Below are 18,808 nucleotides of genomic sequence, written 5' to 3' on the forward strand. Positions count from 1 at the left end.
GGCGCGGCGTACCGCGCACCCGGGCTCAGGAGCTGCAGGACAGCATCGAACAGCCTGCCTTGTCACGCGCCCAGTCAGGGCGCTTGCCGGCGAAATGCGCGCGGCCCGGTTGCACGTCGTAGGGGGTACGCAGCACTTCAAGCAGCGTGTGCACACCGCTCATGTCGCCCTGCTCGGCCTGTTCGATGGCCTCCTGCGCCAGCCAGTTGCGCAGCACATACAGCGGGTTGGCCGCCGCCATCCGCTGCTGGCGCATGGCCGCATCCAGCGTATCGGCACGCAGGCGCGCGGCGTACTGCTGCAGCCAGGCCTGCACTGCGGGCACTACCGCCTCGCGTCGCTGGGCGCTGTAAAAAGCCTCGTCCAGCACCTGCACCGACGGCGCCTGCGGATCGAGCGCCATCAGGCCGCGGAAGGCCAGCGTCATGTCCATCTCGCCGTCCTGCAGGATCTGCAACCAGGCGGCCATCATCGCCACGTCGTCATCGCCGCACTGGGCCAGCCCGAACTTGGCCGCGATGTCCTCGCGCTCGCGCTGGGCGTGCACGGCCTGGAAACGGGCCAGCCCGTCATGCAGCGGCGCGACGTCGTCGAACAGCGGCGACAGTGCCTGCGCCAGCCGGGTCAGGTTCCAGTACGCCACCTGCGGCTGGGTGCCGAAGCGGTAGCGGCGGCCCTGTGCGTCGGTGGTGTTCGGGGTCCAGTCCGGGTCGTAGTCGTCCACCCAGCCATACGGGCCGTAGTCGATGGTCAGGCCCAGAATGGACATGTTGTCGGTGTTCATCACCCCATGCACGAAGCCAACCCGCATCCAGTGCGCCACCAGGATCGCGGTGCTCTCGCAGATCTGCGCGAACCACTGCGCATAGCGCTGCGGGCCGGCATCGGCCAGCGCCGGGAAATCACGGGCAATGCAGGCATCGGCCAGCTGGCGCAGCAAGGCCACGTCGCCGCGCGAGGCCGGCAGTTCGAACGTGCCGAAACGGATGAACGACGGCGCCACCCGGCACACCACGGCGCCGGGTTCGGCCTTCGGGTGGCCGTCGTAGAACATGTCGCGCACCACCGCATCGCCGGTGCCCACCAGGCTCAACGCGCGCGTGGTCGGCACGCCCAGGTGGTGCATGGCTTCGCTGCACAGGAATTCGCGGATGGACGAGCGCAGGACCGCGCGGCCGTCGGCCCCGCGCGAGTAGGGGGTGCGCCCGGCCCCTTTCAACTGCAGTTCCCAGCGCGCGCCGTCCGGGGCCAGCAGCTCGCCCAGCGAAATGGCGCGACCATCGCCAAGCTGCCCGGCCCAATGCCCGAACTGGTGGCCCCCGTAGTTGGCCGCCCACGGCTGCATGCCGGCATACAGCGCGTTGCCGCCAAACACGCGCGCGAAATCCGGGCTGTCGGTAAGGTCCGGGCCAAGGCCCAGCAGGTCGGCAACCTCGGTGGAAAGCGCCAGCAGCTGCGGTGCGGCCACCGGCGTGGGCATCACCGACGACCACGCAGCACCGCGCACCTCGCGCACGCGCGGGCCGGTTTCCTCGTCGCCGGGAAGGTCGCCGATGAATCGGTTGTCGAAGCGCAGGGGCTGGGTATCCATGCTCACCAGATGGGGGCGCCGCTGCGCCCCCGCAAGTTCACGCCGCGCCTGCGCCCAGGTCCAGCGCCCCGCCGCGTTCGGTGGCGCGCTGGTAGGCCGGGCGCTGTTCGATGCGCTGCAGGAAGCCCTGCAGCTTCGGGTACGCGTCCATGCTGCCTGCACGCGACGCGGCTGCCTGGATCGGGAAGCTCATCTGGATGTCGGCGGCGGTGAAGCGTTCGCCGGCGAACCACGGCGACTGGCCCAGCTCGCGCTCCATCCATTGCAGGTGCAGCTTCAGCTGCGGGCCTACGAACCCCTTCATCACCTTGTCGGCGATGCCACGGGCGATGGGCTTGGCAAAGAACGGCATGGGCGCCTTGCGTACCCGCGCGAACACCAGGCTCAACAGCAACGGCGGCATCGCCGAGCCTTCGGCGTAGTGCATCCAGTAGCGGTAGCGCACGCGCTCGGCGGCCTGGGCCGGCAGCAGTTCAGGCGACAGCTGGCGGGCGCTGTCGTAGCGGTCGGCCAGGTATTCCAGGATGGCCCCGGACTCGGCCAGCACCAGGGCGTCGTCCTGCAGCACCGGCGATTTGCCCAGCGGGTGGATCTCGCGCAGCGCCGGCGGCGCCAGCCAGGTGGTGGGGTCGCGCTGGTAGTTGACCAGCTGGTACGGCAGGCCCAGCTCTTCGAGCATCCACAGCACGCGCTGCGAGCGCGAGTGGTCCAGATGGTGCACCTTGATCATTGACGGGTCCACAGGTTCAAAGCGACATCGTAACGAGGTACATGCCCTGCCGATGTCATCGGCCGCCCGCGGATGAAAAAACAGCACGCATAAAAAACGCCGGAAGCTTTCGCTCCCGGCGTTTCATTGCAACCTGACGGTAGCGGGGGGTCGATTAGACCGCCTGCACCTGATCAGCCTGCATACCCTTCTGGCCCTGCACGGCGACGAAGGTCACCTTCTGGCCTTCCTGCAGCGACTTGAAGCCGGTGCCCTGGATGGCACGGAAGTGCACGAAAAGGTCCGGGCCGCTTTCCGGGGTGATGAAGCCGAAGCCCTTGGCATCGTTGAACCACTTCACGGTGCCCTGCTGACGATCAGACATGTACTAACTCCTGAAACAATAGTTGAAATAATCGCGGCCGCCGCTTATCGGAGCCGAGACTGAGTTGCAGGCGTTGGTAAAGCGGATCGATGAGCAGATCGTGAGATCAACTGCACCAGGCCACGATTCACGGTGACCCTAGCAAACACAGTGTGGGTGACGATACTCGTGTTTTACCTAAAAAGCGATAGCTGGTTTATTCAGCCATCCCCCCGTCACGCCTGACGGGACAAGGGATTGGCGCATCCTACACGATTTCGCACGCCCCATTCAGACTTTTCCTACCTTAAGATCAGCCAAATGCCCGATTCAAGTTCCGCCATATGCCGCATCTGGGTTGATGCGGACGCCTGCCCCGGGGTGATCAAGGAGATCCTGTTCCGGGCCGCCGAGCGCGTGCAGGTGCCGCTGACCCTGGTAGCCAACCACTGGCTGCGCACCCCGCCCTCGCGGGTGATCGAGTTCCTTCAGGTGCCCGCCGGGCTGGACGTGGCCGACAGCGCCATCGTCGAGCGGGTGACCGCCGGCGACCTGGTGGTCACCCAGGACATCCCGCTGGCGGCGCTGGTCATTGCCAAGCAGGGCGTGGCGCTGAACCCGCGCGGGCAGCTGTATACCCCCGACAACATGGCCGAGCGGTTGTCGATGCGCAATTTCATGGAGGAACTGCGCGGCGCCGGCGTGCAGACCGGCGGCCCGCCGCCGCTGGGCCCGCGTGAAAGGCAGGCGTTCGCGGCTGAACTGGATCGGTGGCTGGCGAAGCGTTCAGGGCGCTGAACCGGGAGGGCGGCCGCTGGCCGGCTCTTCATGAAATCCGGGCAGAACGTGCGCTGTCGGCCGCTGGCCGGCTCCTCACGAAATTCGGACACCCCGGTAGTGCCGGCCGCTGGCCGGCTCCTCATGAAATTCTGGCACCACGGGGGCTGTTGGCCGCTGGCCGGCTCCTCATGAAATCCGGGCACCACGTGGGCTGCCGGCCGCTGGCCGGCTCCTCATGAAATTCGGGCACCCCGGTAGTGCCGGCCGCTGGCCGGCTCCTCATGAATTCCGGGCACCACGTGGGCTGCCGGCCGCTGGCCGGCTCTGCATGAATCCAGGCGTCGCCGGGAGCCGGCCAGCGGCCGGCACTACCGGTTTTTGCGGGGGCCGGGCAGAGCCCGGCGCTACGGGGTTTTTGCGGGGAGCCGGCCAGCGGCCGGCACTACCGGGGGGCCGCCACCTTGGCTGTGAGCTGCCGGTCGCTGCTGAAATGACGCGGTTCGCCGGTCAGCGGGTCGAGGAATGCCAGCGCCTGGGCCAACAGCTGCAGCGGTGCCGCGGCGTCGCCCTCGCCCGCCGTGCGCAACACCGGATACAGGTCGTCGCCCTCGATCGGGGCGCCCAGCGCGGCCATGTGCACGCGCAACTGGTGTTTGCGGCCGGACTCGGGGTGCAGCCGGTAGCGCCAGATCGGGCCGTCGGCGTCGATGACCTCGATGCGGGTGCGGGCATTGGGCTCACCGGGCACTTCGGCCATGCGGAAGAACGGTTCGCCCGCTACCAGCCGGGTATGCCGCTCCAGCGGAAACGTTCGCCCGGGCAGCGCCGGGGCCAACGCCTCGTAGGTCTTGTCGATGCGTCGCTCGCGGAACAGCCGCTGGTAGGCGTCACGGCTATCGGAGCGGGTCGAGAACAGCACCAGCCCGGCGGTGAGGCGGTCCAGCCGGTGCAGCGGCACCAGGTCCGCATTGCCGGTGCGCGCCACCAGCCGCGCCAGCAGGGTTTCGCGTACATGCGCCCCGGCCGGGGTCACCGGCAGGAAGTGCGGCTTGTCAGCCACCAGCAGGTGCGCATCCTGATGCACCACCGTTTCAAGGAACGGAATCACCGGCTCCTCGGCCACCTCACGGAAATACTGGATCTCCAGCCCCACCTGCCACGCCCGGTCCGGCGCCAGCGCCCTGCCCTGCGCGTCCAGCACCCGCCCGCGTGCAAAGCGGCTTTCCCATTGCGCCCGGTCGATCCGCGGGAAGCGCGCGCACAGGCCGTCGAGCAGCGTTGCCCACGTGCCCGGAGGGAGCTGCAGGCGACTGGGCGGGGTCATGCCGAAGCTCCGCCGCCAGCGTCGGCGTCGGCAGGCAGCGCGGCCACCGCCAGCAGTGCCCAGCCATCGCGCTCATCGCCCCGCACATCGGCTGCAGCCAGCCCGGCGTCGATCAGCGCGCGCATCACCGCCGGCCGGTGCAGGTTGATCCACTGACCGTCGGCGGTCCGCACGCTGCCCGTGGCCAGCCCCGCATCGCCTGACAGGCAACCACGTGCCGGATCGGCATCGAAGCGGATACGCAGGCGGCGCCCGGCACCGTAAGCCGACAGCACCGTGCAGGCCGGGTCGGCGGTGACCGGCCCACGCCGGACGCTGCAGATGAAGGGAGCACCGTCGATGACCAGACGGCGTGGCGGGGAACGTGACATGCAGGGCGACAACCGGACCGCGAAGCGCCCAGCGTGCCACCAAACGCCCTCCTCCAGAAGCATCGCCCCGGACACCCCCGGGGCAAACCACTATCATGGTCCTCTTTGCTCCCGGTATCCCCATGGCTCTCACCGCCACCATCCGCAAGGCCGAACTGCAGATCAGCGACATGGATCGCGGCTACTACGCGACCCATAACCTGACCCTCGCCCAGCACCCGTCGGAAAACGATGAGCGCCTGATGGTGCGCCTGCTGGCCTTCGCGCTGAATGCAGAGGACCGCCTGGAGTTCGGCCGCGGCCTGAGTACCGACGACGAGCCGGACCTGTGGCACCGCGACTACACCGGCGACATCCTGCAATGGATCGACCTGGGCCAGCCCGACGAATCGCGCATCCGCAAAGCCTGCAATCGCAGCCGGCAGGTGCAGGTGATCACCTTCGCCGGGCACGGCGCCGATATCTGGTGGAGCAAGCAGGCCAAGGGCCTGGAGCGCTTCGACAACCTCTCGGTGCTGGATCTGGACAGCACCTTCGTGGAACGCTGGGCCGAGCAGATCCAGCGCGCCATGCGCTGGAATGTGCTGATCCAGGATGGCGAAGTGCAGCTGATCAACGACCAGATGCAGCTGGACGTGATCCCGACCTGGCGTAAGCGCATCAAGGAATGAGCCAGGCGATGAAGCCCATTGCATGCGACGTGCTGGTGATCGGCGCCGGCGCGGCCGGGCTGATGTGCGCGCTCACCGCCGGCCAACGCGGCCGCATGGTGCAGGTGATCGACCATGCCAACAAGGTCGGCAAGAAGATCCTGATGTCTGGCGGCGGGCGCTGCAACTTCACCAACACCGGCACCACGCCGGCCAATTTCCTCTCGGCCAACCCGCACTTCTGCAAGTCGGCGCTGGCCCGATATACGCCGTGGCACTTCATCGAGATGGTCGAACGCCACGGCATCGCCTACCACGAGAAGGAACTGGGCCAGCTGTTCTGCGACATCTCCTCCAAGCAGATCGTGCGCATGCTGATGGACGAGTGCCAGGCCGCCGGCGTGCAGGTGCGCACCGACTGCGGGGTGACCAAGGTCGAACGCGGCAGCGACGGTTTCCATGTCACCACCGCACAGGGGCAGTTCCATGCCGCCTCGCTGGTGGTGGCCACCGGCGGGCTGTCCATCCCCAGCCTGGGCGCCAGCGGCTTCGGCTACGAGCTGGCCCGCCAGTTCGGGCATGAGGTGCTGCCCACGCGCGCCGGGCTGGTCCCGCTGACCCTGAGCGGCAAGCATCAGGAACGCTTCAACGACCTCAGCGGGGTGGCCCTGCCGGTGACGGCGCGCTGCAACGATGTAGCCTTCAGCAACTCCATGCTGATCACCCACCGCGGCATCAGCGGCCCGGCCATCCTGCAGATCTCCTCGTTCTGGCAGCCCGGCGACGACCTGCGCCTGGACCTGCTGCCAGGCCAGGACGCGGAAGGCTGGCTGCGCGCGATGAAGCGCGACCGCGGCGCCGCCGAACTGCGCACGGTGCTGTCCGAAGTGCTGCCGCGGCGGCTGGCGCTGCGCCTGTGCGAGCACTGGCTGCCCGACCGCCCGGTCAAGCAGATCGACGAACCGCAACTGCGCGAGGCCGCGGCGTTGCTGCAGGGCTTCCCGCTGGTGGCCAGCGGCACCGAGGGTTACCGTACCGCCGAGGTCACCCTGGGGGGCGTGGACACCCGCAAGGTGTCGTCCAGTACGTTTGAATCGCAGTTGGTTCCCGGCCTGCACTTCGTGGGGGAAGTGCTGGACGTGACCGGCTGGTTGGGCGGGTACAACTTCCAGTGGGCCTGGGCCAGCGGCCATGCCGCAGGCCAGGTGGTGTAAGCCGGCGGCGGATTCGTGACCGGCTACCGTTTGCCGCATGGACGTATCCACAGCCATCGTGTATCAAGTTTGCAGTCCGGGGAGTAGTGAATGCAGAACACGAATGACATGACCGTGCGCCTGCTGATCGTGGATGACAGCGGTGAAAACGCTGAAACCATCGTCAGCACGCTGCGCAACAGCGGCATCGCGGTGCGCCCGGCGCGCCCGCAGCACGCCGAGGAGCTGGCCCAGATCCTGGGCAGCCAGCCGATCGACCTGGTGCTGGCCGCGCCTGCGCAGAGCATTCCGCTGCTGCTGGTCACCCAGCAGATCGCGGCCAGTGGCAAGGACATCCCGATGATCCTGCTGGCCGAGTCGATCGACGAGAACGAATGGGTGGAAGCCGGGGCCAACGGCATCCGCGCCATCGCCCTGCGCAACCGCCCCGAGCACCTGCTGGCGGTGGTGCGCAACGAGTGGACCGACCTGCACGCGCGCCGCGGGCTGCGCCGCATCGAAGCGCAGATGCGCGAAACCGAACGCCGCTGCGATGCCCTGATCTCCTCCTCGCGCGACCCCATCGCCTACGTCCACGAAGGCATGCACATCCGCGCCAACGAGGCGTACCTGGAGATGTTCGGCTACGAATCCTTCGACGACGTCGAAGGCATTTCGCTGCTGGACATGGTGGCCCCGCAACACGTGGACGGCTTCAAGCAGCTGCTCAAGTCGATGAGCAAGGGTGAGGCGCCACCGCCGCAGTACCAGGTGGATGCGCGCAACCAGGACGGCGCGGTGTTCCCGGCCACCATGGAATTCACCCAGGCCAGTTACGAAGGCGAATCCTGCCTGCAGGTGGTGTTCCGCCGCCGGCGGATGGAGTTCGACCCGGAACTGGCCCGCGAGGTCGAAGACCTGCGCCAGCGCGACCAGGTCACCGGCCTGCTCAACCGCCCCACCTTCATGCTGCACGTGGAGAACGCAGTGGCCCAGGCCGGCCGCAGCGAGGGCCAGTTCGGCCTGCTGCTGATCGAGCCGGACCACTACGCGCGCCTGCTGCCGGACATCGGGCTGGATTCGGCCGATGCGCTGATCGGCGCACTGGGCCAGGTGCTGGCCGCCAGCGTCGGCGATGTGGCACAGGTGGCCCGCTTTGGCGAGCACAGCTTTGCGGTGCTGACCGAAGGCGCCTACGCGCAGACGGTGGCCCTGGCCGACCAGATCCGCGACGCGTTCGCCGGCCAGGTGTTCAGCATCGGCGAGCGCTCGGCCACGGTCACCGTCAGCATCGGCGGCGTACAGGTGGGCGAGAAGATCGCCAGCATCGGCCAGGTGCTGGCGCGCGCCACCGAATGCCAGCAGGCGGCGTCGGAACTGGGCAACACCACGCGCATCTTCGATCCGGCCGCCATCGACCGGGTGGAAGAAGAACGCATCCAGCGCTGGGTCACCCGCATCCGCGAAGCGCTGGGCGGCGACGGCTTCCAGTTGCACTACCAGCCGGTGCTGAGCCTGCAGGGCGAGCCGCTGGAGCTGTACGAGGCGTACCTGCGCCTGGACAACAACGGCGAACTGCTCAGCCCCACCGCGTTCCTGGGCATCGCCGAGGAACATGGGCTGCTGGCCGACATCAACCGCTGGGTGGTGGCGCACGCCATCGGCGTGCTGGGCGAGCGCGCACGCGCCGGCCACCCCACCCACATGATGGTCAAGATCACCCCCGAATCGTTCAACGACCCGCAGATGGTGGCCACCCTGCGCCGCGAACTGCAGGCCCAGGGCGTGCCCGGCGAGCGGCTGTGGCTGCATGCGCCGGAAGCGAAGGTGTTCACCCACCTGCGCAATGCCCAGCAGTTCCTGGCCGAGGTGGCGCCGCTGGGCTGCCGGATCGGCCTGGAGCAGTTCGGCTCGGGGCTGGATTCGTTCCAGCTGCTGGCGCACTTCCAGCCGCAGTTCCTCAAGCTGGACCGCGACTTCACCCGCGATGTGGCCAGCACCCGCGAGCACAGCGAGAAGATCAGCGAAATCACCGCACGCGCGCAGTCGGCCAACATCCGCACCATCGCCGAGTTCGTCGCCGATGCCAACTCGATGAGTCTGTTGTTCAGTGCCGGCGTGGACTACGTGCAGGGCGACTTCGTCGGCCCCGCCGGGCCGGTGATGAATTTCGATTTCGCGTAAGGGGCGTCACGACCAACGGTCGTGACCCACTACCGGGTGGCCAGCAGGCCGCGCAGCAGCAGATCAAGCGCGGCCTGTGCCTGGCGCAGACGCTCGGTTGCGTCGGGGTTCTCGGCAATCCAGAACGCCGCTTCGGCCAGGCTGCCGTAAATCAGCGAGGCCAGCGCCTGCGGGTTGGCGTCCGCCACCACACCCAGGCGCATGAGGTTCTCGATCAGGCCCTGCATCGAGGCGACGCAGTGGCGCTGCGCCTCCGGTGATGCCCCGCCCAGCACCGCGCGCGCATCGCGCAGCACGATGCGTTGGATATCCGGCTCCAGCGCCATCTGCAGGTAGGCATGGCAGCGGCTGCGGAACCCGTCCCATGGGTCGGCCGCAGTGGCCGAAATCGTCTGTAGGCGGGCATCCATGGCGGCGTCCAGCTGCGCCACCAGGGCCTGCAGCAATCCCTTCTTGTCGCCGAAATGGTGATACAGCGCGCCCCGGGTGAGCCCGGCCTGCGCGGTCAGATCGTCCATCGAGGCGTCCGCATAGCCCTGCGCGGTGAACACGGCGTGCGCGGTCGCCAACAGGGCCGCGCGGGTTTCTTCCATCTCGGCACGGGTACGGCGGGCCATCCGGTCAACTCCTTACATACGGCACGTATGATTATTTACATTCACCCCGTATGTATATAGGATTTTATTCATACATGTCGTATGTATGTTCGTCCGCCCATCGGGCCGACGGCCGAATCCTGGAGAAACACCGATGCTCGCCCCGTACCGAATCCTGTTCGCCGCCCCCGGAACCGGGCGCTTCGCCCTGGCCGGGCTGCTGGCGCGCCTGCCCCTGCCGATGACCGGCATCGGCATCATCACCCTGCTTGCGCAACTGCGCGGCAGCTACGCCCTGGCCGGCAGCGTGGCCGCCACCTTCGTCCTCACCTACGCGCTGCTGTCGCCGCAGATCTCACGCCTGGTGGACCGCCATGGGCAATCGCGCGTGCTGCCGGTCGCAACGGCGATCAGTGTGTTCGGCATGGCGCTGCTGCTCGCCGCCGCCTCGCGGCAAGCACCGGCATGGACGCTGTTTGCCGGGGCGGTGCTGGCCGGGTCCATGCCCAGCATGTCGGCGATGGTGCGCGCGCGTTGGGCCGCGATGTTCCGGGGGCAACCGCGCCTGCAGACCGCCTACTCACTGGAAACCGTGCTGGACGAAGTGACCTTCATTGCCGGTCCGCCGCTGGCGGTGGGGCTGTCGGTGGCGATCGATCCGCTGGCCGGCCTGTTCGCTGCCGCCGTGCTGTTGGCCCTGGGCGTCGCCGCGCTGGTCGTGCAACGCGGCAGCGAACCGCCGCTGCAGCCCATCGATGCGGGCGACCGCCACGGGTCGGCGCTCGGCGTGGCGAACGTGCGTCTGCTGGCGCTGCTGATGGTGGCGATGGGTGTGATTGTCGGCACCGTGGACATCACCAGTGTCGCCTTCGCCGAGCAGCGCGGCGTGCCCGGTGCGGCCAGCGTGGTGCTGTCCGCCTATGCACTGGGCTCGTGCGTGGCCGGCCTCTTGTTCGGTGCGGTGTCGCTGCGTTGGCCGCTGCGGCGGCTGCTGTTGCTGGGCGGCATGGCCACCGCGCTGTCCACCCTGCCCCTGCTGCAGGTGGACAGCATCGCCGCGCTTGCGGTGGCCGTGCTGGTGGCCGGGGTGTTCTTCGCCCCGACCATGATCGTGGCGATGTCGATCGTGGAACGGCTGGTGCCTGCGCATCCGCTGACCGAAGGCATGACCTGGCTGCTGGCCGGGCTCAACGTGGGCGTGGCGATGGGTGCGGCCGGTGCTGGCCAGGTCGTGGATATCGCCGGTGCACGCGCGGGATTTGGGGTCGCCGTGACCGGTGCTGCGTTGGTGGTGATCACCACGCTGTGGGTGCATCAACGTCTGCCCGCCAGGACTGCCGCCGCACCCGATGCGGCCGAAGCGCCCGCCACCCTTGTTGCAGGATCCGACCGATGACCCGCGTTTCCATTGCCCCCTCCCTCGCACAGCGTCCATGGTTGGCGGTGGTGGCCGCCGGCCTGGCCACGTTCTCGGTGGTCACCACCGAGATGTTGCCGGTAGGCCTGCTGTCCAGCATCGCCGAACAGTTGGGCACGCGCACCGGCACCGTGGGCCTGACGCTCTCGCTACCGGCGCTGCTGGCCGCGGTGTTCGCCCCGATCGCGGTGATCGGCGCCGGGGGCATTGACCGCCGCTGGATCCTGGCGGGCTTGCTGGCCCTGCTGGTGGTCGCCAACCTGGCCTCGGCGCTGGCGGTGGACATTTACTGGCTGCTCGCCGCCCGGGTGCTGGTGGGGTTCTGCATGGGGGGCATCTGGGCCATCGCCGGTGGCCTGGCGGCGCGGCTGGTGCCGGCCGAGGGCGTGGGCCTGGCCACGTCGATCATCTTCGGCGGTGTCGCGGCGGCGTCGGTGCTGGGCGTGCCGCTGGGTACCTGGATCGGCGACCTGGCCGGCTGGCGATGGGCCTTTGCCGGCATGGCGCTGTTCAGCGCTGCGGTGCTGGCACTGCATCTTCTGGCGATGCCCGCGCTGCCGGTAGCGTCCTCGCCTACCCTGCGCCAGTTGCGCGCGCAGCTGGGCAACCGGGCGTTGCAGGCAGGGTTGCTGTTGACGCTGCTGCTGGTCGGCGGCCACTTCATGACCTTCACCTTCGTGCGGCCGCTGCTGGTCGGCGTGGCCGGCATCGATCCGCGCTGGATGGGTGCGGTGCTGTTCGGCTATGGCATCGCGGGCATCGGCGGCAATTTCCTCGCTGGCACCGCGGCTGCGCGTCGCACGGCACCGACCGTCGCGGCCATTGCGTTGGGCCTGCTGCTCACGCCGGTGCTGTTCCTGACCATCGGTGACACGGTCGCCGGTGGCACCGCCGTGCTGCTGGTCTGGGGGCTGGCCTACGGCGGGGTGTCGGTGGCGTTGATGACCTGGGTGATGCGGGCCGCGCCGCACGCCGTTGAAATGGCCAGCGCGCTCTATGTCGGCGTGTTCAACGTCGGCATCGCGTTGGGCTCATGGAGCGGCGGCCAGCTGATGGACGGGCCGGGACTGAGCATCATGCTGTGGACGTCGGCCGGCTGTGCCGGCGCCGCGCTGATTCTGGCGGTGGTGCTGACCGCACGTGGACAGCCGCCGCGGACGCAAACGACAAACGCCGGGTAATCCCGGCGTTTGCAGTGCAGCTCAGGCGCGCCCCTGATGGGGCGCCCTGGGTCAGGCCATGTCGACCAGGTTTGGAATCTGCACGTCGGTGGCCACGTCGGCGTCGTAATCCACGCCGTCCACGCCGAACCCGAACAGGCGCAGGAAGTCGGCCTTGTAGCCGGCCAGGTCGCTGATCTCGTACAGGTTCTCGTTGGTCACCTGCGGCCACAGGGCCACCACTTCGCCCTGCACGTCCGGCGCCATTTCCTTGTAGTCCGCACGCAGGCGGCCCGCGTCGTCGATCAGGTCAACCTGGCGGTCGCCATCGGTGAGCGCGTGGCGCAGGCGTTCGGTTGCGGTGCCGGTGTCCTTGCCGCCGTACACGATGTCATACAGCGTATCGAGCTGCTCGATGCAGCCTTCGTGGGTGCCCTTGGCCTTCATCACCTTGAACAGCAGCGAAAGGTACAGCGGCATGGTCGGGATGGCCGAGCTGGCCTGGGTGACCACGGCCTTGAGCACCGACACGCGTGCATCGCCGCCGATGGCCTGCAGCTTTTCACGCAGGCCCAGTACCTTGTTGTCCAGGTCCTTCTTGGCCGCGCCGATCGAGCCGTTCCAGTAGATGGCCTGGGTGATTTCTTCGCCCACATAGGTGAAGGCGGTGGTGGTGGCGCCGTCGGCCAGCACGCCCGCTTCCAGCAGCGCGTCGATCCACATCTGCCAGTCTTCGCCGCCCATCACCGCCACCGTGCCGGCCACTTCTTCCGGGGTCGCCGGTTCAATGGTGGTCTGGGTGATCACTTCCTTGTCGGTGTCCAGGCCGCGCAGGGTGATCGGCGCGCCGATCGGCTTGAGCGTGGAGCTGATGATCTCGCCGGTCTTGGGATGCTTGCGGCGCGGCGCGGCCAGGCTGTACACCACCTGGTCGACCTGGCCCAGGTCCTGCTTGATCAGTTCGATGACCTTGGCCTTCACTTCATCGGAGAAGGCATCGCCATTGACGCTCTTGGCGTACAGGCCGGCCTGCTCGGCGTACTTGTGGAAGGCGGCGGTGTTGTACCAGCCGGCCGTGCCGGGCTTGGTTTCGGTGCCCGGACGCTCGAAGAACACACCCAGCGTGGCGGCATCGCTGCCGAAGGCGGCGGTGATGCGCGCGGCCAGGCCGTAGCCGGTGGAGGCGCCGAGCACCAGCACCTTCTTGGGGCCATTGGCGATCTTCGGCTTGGCCTGGATGTATTCGATCTGCTGCTTGACGGCCGCATCGCAGCCGACGGGATGGGTGGTGACGCAGATGAAGCCGCGCACACGCGGTTTGATGACCATGGAAACCTCGTTTGGACTGGCGCAGGCCGGGCCTGCGCGATGAAAAGGGGCGGTGCGCGCCACCGGGGCGGCTGCGCGGAACGCATGGGATCGTAGTGTGCGGGGCGGTGTTTCACAACCGACGGGGGTGTATGGCGGGTTGCTCGCCCCGGTGTTGCGAGGGACGGGATGGGCATGGCGGGACACGCCGTAAACCCGTCCTTGGGGGCTCGTGGTCCGCATCCATGCGGCCCAACGGTCCCGCCACGCCCATCCCGTCCCTCGCCCGACAGTGGGCTGCGCGCGGAGAGAAGAGCAGCCGGGCAGAGCCCGGCTCTACGCGCTTTCACGCCCCGTAGAGCCGGGCTCTGCCCGGCTGCCACACAATCCGTAGAGCCGGGCTCTGCCCGGCTGGGCTTTTACCGCCGCGCTGACCCGTCCTGCCATAGGTTGACACCTGTGGTGGATGAACCGGCCGCCGTCAGGCGGCCAAGGACGCCCGATGCACTGCATCGGGCGTCTGCATTTTAAGGGACAGGTGCGGGCGTTCGGCGTTATAGATCGCCACCGCCTCGGCCACCATCTGGCGCGCCTGCGCCAGGTCTCGAGGCCGATACAGCAGGAACTCACCTTTCAAGATCCCATTCACCCGTTCGGCCAGCGCATTCTGGTAGCAGTCGTAGCCGTCAGTCATCGAGCAGGTCACGCCGTGCTTGGCGTGGATCTTTTGGTAGTAGTCCGAGCAATATTGGATGCCACGGTCGGAGTGATGGACCAGACGTTGGCGCGTTTTTCGCCCCTTCAACGCCATTTGCAGGGCTTGGGCGACCTGCTCTGTCTGCAACGTGTCATGCACGCTCCAGCCTACGATCTTGCGTGACCACGCATCGGTAATCAGGCTCAGATAGACGAATTTCCCCTGCGTCGGCAGGTAGGTGATGTCGGCGACCCACACCTGCTCGCAGCCGGTGGGTACCACGCGCCCCTCGCCAGCCTTGAGCAGGTTGGGGTGCCGTCGGAAGCGGTGATGGCTGTCGGTTGTCTTGTGATATGCGCGCCGCATGGGCACCAGGAGCCGGGCATCACGAAGGACACCAAACAGGCGGTCCCGCCCCATCGCTATCCCCGATTCCTGCAGTGCCGGCCTGATCAGACCGTGGAGCTTGCGGGTGCCGATGCGTGGCTGACGGGCCCGATAGCCACCCACCAAGGCGATCGCCCGCGCGCCCTCGACCAGCTGCTGTTGTTGGCGATGGCCGGCTTTGTAGTACGCCTGCCGACTAATGCCGAAATGTCGGCAAGCCCTTGCCACGCTTAGGCCTTGGAGGCGCCCTTGCGTGAGGACTTGCCGGAAGGCTTTTTTACGATCCGCACCCCGTAGTCCTCTTTGAGAACATCGACGATGGCTTCGAAAAGCTGCGCTTTCTCGTTGGCTTCCCGCAGTTGCACCTGCAAGGCCTTGATCTGTTGTTCCGGCGTCAGCGGCTTGCCCGCCCCGCTTTTGGGTGAAGTGGTCATGGGGGCAGATGATGCACCACCCGACCAATCCTGCCGACCATGACGGCGAAGCCAGCCAAGCACGGTGCTCCGTCCTTGGATACCGTATCGCTCCTGGGCCTTTTTGTAGGTCAGTTCCCCGCGCTCGACCTGGTCGACCACCGACAATTTGAAGGCCAGCGAGTAATCCCGCTGGCTGCGCCTGAGTGTTGAATCCATTGAACATTCCTCTTCCTGTGGGAAAAGGTGTCAACTCAATTCAGGACGGGTCACGCAAAAAAGAAAAGCCGCGCAGGGCGCGGCTTTTCAGGTGCTTCATGCAGCCGGTGGCTTACGGACGACGCTCGAGCGCCTCGATGTCCTTGGCCTTGGGCAGCAGGTCCTGCTTGGTCACGCGCAGGGCGCCGATGGTCAGCATCGGCACGGCCACCAGGATCGAGGACAGCACCACGATCACCGCGCCCACCATGTGGGTTTCGGCCAGGCCTTCCATCGAGGTGCCGCCGTACATGTACAGCGCCAGTGCCGACAGGAAGAACATCACCGCGGTGATCACCGTACGCGACAGCGTCTGGTTGATCGAACGGTTCAGCACTTCCAGCGGCTCCACGCGCAGGCTGCGGAAGTTTTCGCGGACGCGGTCGAACACCACGATGATGTCGTTGATGGCAAAGCCCATCACCGACAGCAGGCCGGCCAGCACGGTGAGGTCGAACTCGCGGCCGGTGGCCGAGATGTAGGCCACCGTTACCAGCAGATCGAACAGCGCCACGATGCTGGCGGTGATCGCGAACTTCCACTCGAAGCGGAACGCGATGTAGATCAGGAAGCCCACCAGCATGAACAGCGTGGCGTACAGCCCGTTCATCGCCAGGTCCTTGCCGACCTGCGGACCAACGAACTCGTTGCGCTGGATGGTGGCCTGGTTGTCGCTCAGCGAGATCGCCTTGACCACCGCAGCGGCGGTGCGCTGGTCACTGGCCGAATTGCCGGTGCCCGGTGCGTGCTCGCCCTGCGGCGCCAGACGGATCAGCAGGTCGGTGTTGCCACCGAAGCTCTGCACCTGGGCGCCTTCGAAGCCATTGGCTTCGAGCTTGGCGCGGACGTCTTCGACGTCCACCTTGCGCTCGAAACGGGCCTCGATCAGGGTGCCGCCGGTGAAATCCAGCGCGTAGTTGAAGCCCTTGGTGGCGATCAGTGCGATCGAACCGATGAACAGCAGCAGGGTGACCACCATGGCGGCATGACGCCACCGCATGAAGTCGATCTTGGTGTCGTTCGGGAGGATGTGCAGCGGAAACAGTTTCATTGTGCGAGTCGTCCCGTCAGATGGCCACGTTCTGGAGCTTCTTGCGACGGCCGTAGATCAGCGTCGCCAGGGCGCGCGATACGGTGATCGCAGTGAACATCGAGGCGAAAATACCGATGATCATGGTCAGCGCGAAGCCCTTCAGCGGACCGGTACCGAATGCGTACAGGGCCACGCCGACGATCAGGCCGGTCAGGTTGGCGTCGAGGATGGTGCCGCTGGCGCGGTCGTAACCGGTCACGATGGCGGTCTTGCCCGGCATGCCGGCCCGCAGCTCTTCACGGATACGCTCGTTGATCAGGACGTTGGCGTCGACCGACAGGCCCACCGACAACGCCAGACCGGCAAAGCCCGGCAGGGTCATGGTGGCACCGAACATCGACATCACCGCCACCACGATCAGCAGGTTGAACAGCATCGCCAGCGAGGTGATCACGCCGAACATGCGGTAGTACACGCTGAAGAACACCAGGGTGAACAGGAACGCGTAGACCACGGCGGTAATACCGTTCTGCACGTTCTCGGCACCCAGGCTCGGGCCGACCACGCGCTCTTCCACGAAGTCCATGGGCGCGGCGAGCGAGCCGGACTTCAGCAGCTTGGCCAGGTCTTCGGCTTCTTTCTTCTCCAGACCGGTGGTCTGGAAGTTCTTGCCGAACACGCCGTTGATGTTGGCCACCGAGATGACCTCTTCCTTGACGCGGAAGCTGCGCACTTCCTTGCCATCGACCATGGTCACCGTCGGGATGCGCTCGGTGTAGACCACGGCCATCGGCTTGTTCACGTTGGCGCTGGTGAAGTCGAACATGCGCTGGCCGCCGACGTTGTTCAACGTCACGCTGACCGCGGCCGAGCCGTTCTGGTCGGTGGTGGCCTGCGCGGCGACCATCTGGTCACCGGTGACGATCACGCGCTTGTTGAGCAGCACCGGGCCGCCGTTGTCACGGCGCTGGTAGACCTTGGCTTCCGGCGGGATGCGGCCACTGGCGATGGCGTCCTGCGCGTTGCCGTCGACCACGGCGCGGTATTCCAGCGTCGCGGTGGCACCGATCATGCGCTTGGCTTCGGCGGTGTCCTGCACGCCCGGCAGCTGCACCACCACGCGGTCGGCACCCTGGCGCTGGATGATCGGCTCGGCCACACCCAGCTGGTTGACGCGGTTGCGCAGCGTATTGATGTTCTGCTCGATCGCCCCGTTGGCGATCTGGTTCAGCTCGGTTTCCGGCACGGTGATGGCGATGCGGTTGCCGGTGACGTTGTAGCCCAGGGTGGGCTGCGCCTTGGCCATCACATCACGCGCCTTGGTGACCGCTTCTTCGCCGGCCGACGGGCTGATGGTGGCCACGATGCTGTTGTCCGGGCGACGCTCCACCGACTGGTAAGCCACGCGGGCATCACGCAGGCTGGTCCGCACGTCTTCGGCGTAGGCATCCAGGCGCTTGTCCAGCGCAGCCTTCTGGTCGACCTGCAGCACGAAGTGCACACCGCCCTGCAGATCCAGGCCCAGCACCATCGGGCGACCGCCCAGCTTGGCCAGCCAGTCCGGCACGGTCGAGGCCAGGTTCAGGGCCACCACGTAGTTTTCGCCCACGCTGTCGCGCAGCGTGTCGCTGGCGGCGGCCTGTGCCTGCAGGTCCGGCAGGCGGACGATCAGGCTGTCGCCTTCCTTTTCCGCGCCCATGGTGGCGATACCGGCCTTCTTGAGGTCGGCCAGCACCTGGTCACGCAGCGCGTCGTCGATCTGGCCGCCACGGTTGGCGGTGATCTGGACGGCCGGGTCCTTCTGATAGACGTTGGGCAGCGCGTACAGGGTACTGAGCGCCAGCACGATCAGGATGAGGAAATACTTCCAGCGTGGAAATTCGAGCATTGCTTGGGTCCCGCGCGGCGCCCATCCCGGCGCCGCGGTTGTGCTTCGGAAAGGAGTGGCTTAGTTGGCCGACTTCAGCGTGCCGGTGGGCAGCACGTTGCCCACGGCGCCCTTCTGCACGCGGATGCGCACGTTGTCAGCCACTTCCAGGGTGATGAAGTTGTCGCCGATGTCGGTGACCGTGCCGGCGATGCCGCCGTTGGTCAGCACTTCGTCGCCGCGCTTGATCTTCTCCAGCATCGCCTTGTGTTCCTTCTGGCGCTTCATCTGCGGGCGGATCATCAGGAAGTACATGATCGCGATCAGGATGATCGGGAACAGCAGCGTGGTCAGACCCATGCCGCCCTGCGGCGAGCCGCCGGCAGCTTGGGCGTGGGCGGCGGGAATCAGGAAAGCGATCAGGTTCATCTTGTGTCCTTGGGTTGGGAGGCGCCCCGCCCAGGTGGGCCGGGGAGTCGCCGCGAAACGGGGGTCAGCCACGAAGT

Annotated in this window: 17 protein-coding genes; 6 read left to right on the forward strand and 11 right to left on the reverse strand. The window is 67.1% G+C overall.

Going from position 1 to position 18,808, the window contains the following annotated elements; all coding sequences use genetic code 11:
- Window positions 1–25: 25 nt before the first annotated feature.
- From DX03_RS11505 to DX03_RS11515, 3 genes are all read right to left on the reverse strand, one after another.
- Window positions 26–1,591, reverse strand: coding sequence for a protein adenylyltransferase SelO (locus tag DX03_RS11505; RefSeq protein ID WP_038688866.1), 1,566 nt, complete (start codon window positions 1,589–1,591; stop codon window positions 26–28).
- 37 nt (window positions 1,592–1,628) lie between these two features.
- Window positions 1,629–2,321, reverse strand: a complete 693-nt coding sequence (locus DX03_RS11510) for a glutathione S-transferase family protein (RefSeq protein WP_038688868.1) — start codon at window positions 2,319–2,321, stop codon at window positions 1,629–1,631.
- 154 nt (window positions 2,322–2,475) lie between these two features.
- Window positions 2,476–2,685 carry a cold-shock protein gene (locus tag DX03_RS11515; RefSeq protein WP_017356920.1) on the reverse strand — a complete coding sequence of 70 codons (210 nt, stop codon included), beginning with the start codon at window positions 2,683–2,685 and terminating at the stop codon, window positions 2,476–2,478.
- 300 nt (window positions 2,686–2,985) lie between these two features.
- Here DX03_RS11515 and DX03_RS11520 point away from each other — a divergent pair, with 300 nt between their 5' ends.
- Window positions 2,986–3,462 (forward strand): YaiI/YqxD family protein, encoded by a 477-nt coding sequence (locus DX03_RS11520; protein ID WP_038688870.1) that lies wholly within the window; start codon window positions 2,986–2,988, stop codon window positions 3,460–3,462.
- 424 nt (window positions 3,463–3,886) lie between these two features.
- On the opposite strand, the gene DX03_RS11525 is transcribed toward DX03_RS11520, so the two are convergent.
- Window positions 3,887–4,768: a pseudouridine synthase gene (locus tag DX03_RS11525; protein ID WP_038688872.1), complete on the reverse strand. Its 882-nt coding sequence runs from the start codon at window positions 4,766–4,768 to the stop codon at window positions 3,887–3,889.
- The gene (locus DX03_RS11530; RefSeq protein ID WP_038688873.1) at window positions 4,765–5,139 is read right to left on the reverse strand and encodes a hypothetical protein; all 375 of its coding nucleotides are present in this window, start codon (window positions 5,137–5,139) and stop codon (window positions 4,765–4,767) included. The genes DX03_RS11525 and DX03_RS11530 overlap by 4 nt, the downstream gene beginning before the upstream one ends.
- Before the next feature lie 122 nt (window positions 5,140–5,261).
- Between DX03_RS11530 and DX03_RS11535 the strand changes: the two genes are divergently transcribed.
- From DX03_RS11535 to DX03_RS11545, 3 genes are all read left to right on the forward strand, one after another.
- Window positions 5,262–5,810 carry a YaeQ family protein gene (locus DX03_RS11535; protein WP_038688875.1) on the forward strand — a complete coding sequence of 183 codons (549 nt, stop codon included), beginning with the start codon at window positions 5,262–5,264 and terminating at the stop codon, window positions 5,808–5,810.
- A gap of 8 nt (window positions 5,811–5,818) precedes the next feature.
- A complete protein-coding gene (locus DX03_RS11540; protein WP_102100685.1) occupies window positions 5,819–7,003 on the forward strand; it encodes a BaiN/RdsA family NAD(P)/FAD-dependent oxidoreductase in 1,185 nt (394 codons plus the stop codon).
- Between the two features lie 90 nt (window positions 7,004–7,093).
- On the forward strand, window positions 7,094–9,166 hold the full coding sequence (locus DX03_RS11545) for a GGDEF/EAL domain-containing response regulator (RefSeq protein ID WP_038688879.1): 2,073 nt from the start codon (window positions 7,094–7,096) through the stop codon (window positions 9,164–9,166).
- Between the two features lie 29 nt (window positions 9,167–9,195).
- On the opposite strand, the gene DX03_RS11550 is transcribed toward DX03_RS11545, so the two are convergent.
- Complete coding sequence (locus DX03_RS11550; RefSeq protein WP_038688881.1) at window positions 9,196–9,783, reverse strand: TetR/AcrR family transcriptional regulator; 588 nt, start codon at window positions 9,781–9,783, stop codon at window positions 9,196–9,198.
- Between the two features lie 133 nt (window positions 9,784–9,916).
- Here DX03_RS11550 and DX03_RS11555 point away from each other — a divergent pair, with 133 nt between their 5' ends.
- Together DX03_RS11555 and DX03_RS11560 are read left to right on the forward strand one after the other, a co-directional pair.
- Window positions 9,917–11,158 carry an MFS transporter gene (locus DX03_RS11555; RefSeq protein WP_038688883.1) on the forward strand — a complete coding sequence of 414 codons (1,242 nt, stop codon included), beginning with the start codon at window positions 9,917–9,919 and terminating at the stop codon, window positions 11,156–11,158.
- Window positions 11,155–12,360, forward strand: coding sequence for an MFS transporter (locus DX03_RS11560; protein WP_038688885.1), 1,206 nt, complete (start codon window positions 11,155–11,157; stop codon window positions 12,358–12,360). The genes DX03_RS11555 and DX03_RS11560 overlap by 4 nt, the downstream gene beginning before the upstream one ends.
- 51 nt (window positions 12,361–12,411) lie before the next feature.
- Here DX03_RS11560 and fabV read toward each other — a convergent pair whose 3' ends face one another.
- The 5 genes from fabV to yajC all read right to left on the reverse strand — a co-directional run bounded on the left by fabV (window position 12,412) and on the right by yajC (window position 18,731).
- Window positions 12,412–13,668 (reverse strand): enoyl-ACP reductase FabV, encoded by a 1,257-nt coding sequence (fabV, locus tag DX03_RS11565; RefSeq protein WP_038688887.1) that lies wholly within the window; start codon window positions 13,666–13,668, stop codon window positions 12,412–12,414.
- Between the two features lie 460 nt (window positions 13,669–14,128).
- A protein-coding gene (locus DX03_RS11570; RefSeq protein WP_244880116.1) for an IS3 family transposase occupies window positions 14,129–15,363 on the reverse strand; the annotation gives its coding sequence in 2 pieces (ribosomal slippage) (window positions 14,129–15,012 and window positions 15,012–15,363; 1,236 coding nt in all).
- Between the two features lie 112 nt (window positions 15,364–15,475).
- Window positions 15,476–16,453, reverse strand: a complete 978-nt coding sequence (gene secF / locus DX03_RS11580) for a protein translocase subunit SecF (protein ID WP_038688893.1) — start codon at window positions 16,451–16,453, stop codon at window positions 15,476–15,478.
- A 16-nt stretch (window positions 16,454–16,469) separates the two neighbouring features.
- A complete protein-coding gene (secD, locus tag DX03_RS11585; RefSeq protein WP_038688895.1) occupies window positions 16,470–18,323 on the reverse strand; it encodes a protein translocase subunit SecD in 1,854 nt (617 codons plus the stop codon).
- A 60-nt stretch (window positions 18,324–18,383) separates the two neighbouring features.
- Window positions 18,384–18,731: a preprotein translocase subunit YajC gene (gene yajC, locus DX03_RS11590; RefSeq protein WP_038688897.1), complete on the reverse strand. Its 348-nt coding sequence runs from the start codon at window positions 18,729–18,731 to the stop codon at window positions 18,384–18,386.
- Window positions 18,732–18,808 lie beyond the last annotated feature (77 nt).

Origin of the sequence: Stenotrophomonas rhizophila (genome assembly GCF_000661955.1) — a bacterium.
Taxonomy (GTDB): domain Bacteria; phylum Pseudomonadota; class Gammaproteobacteria; order Xanthomonadales; family Xanthomonadaceae; genus Stenotrophomonas; species Stenotrophomonas rhizophila.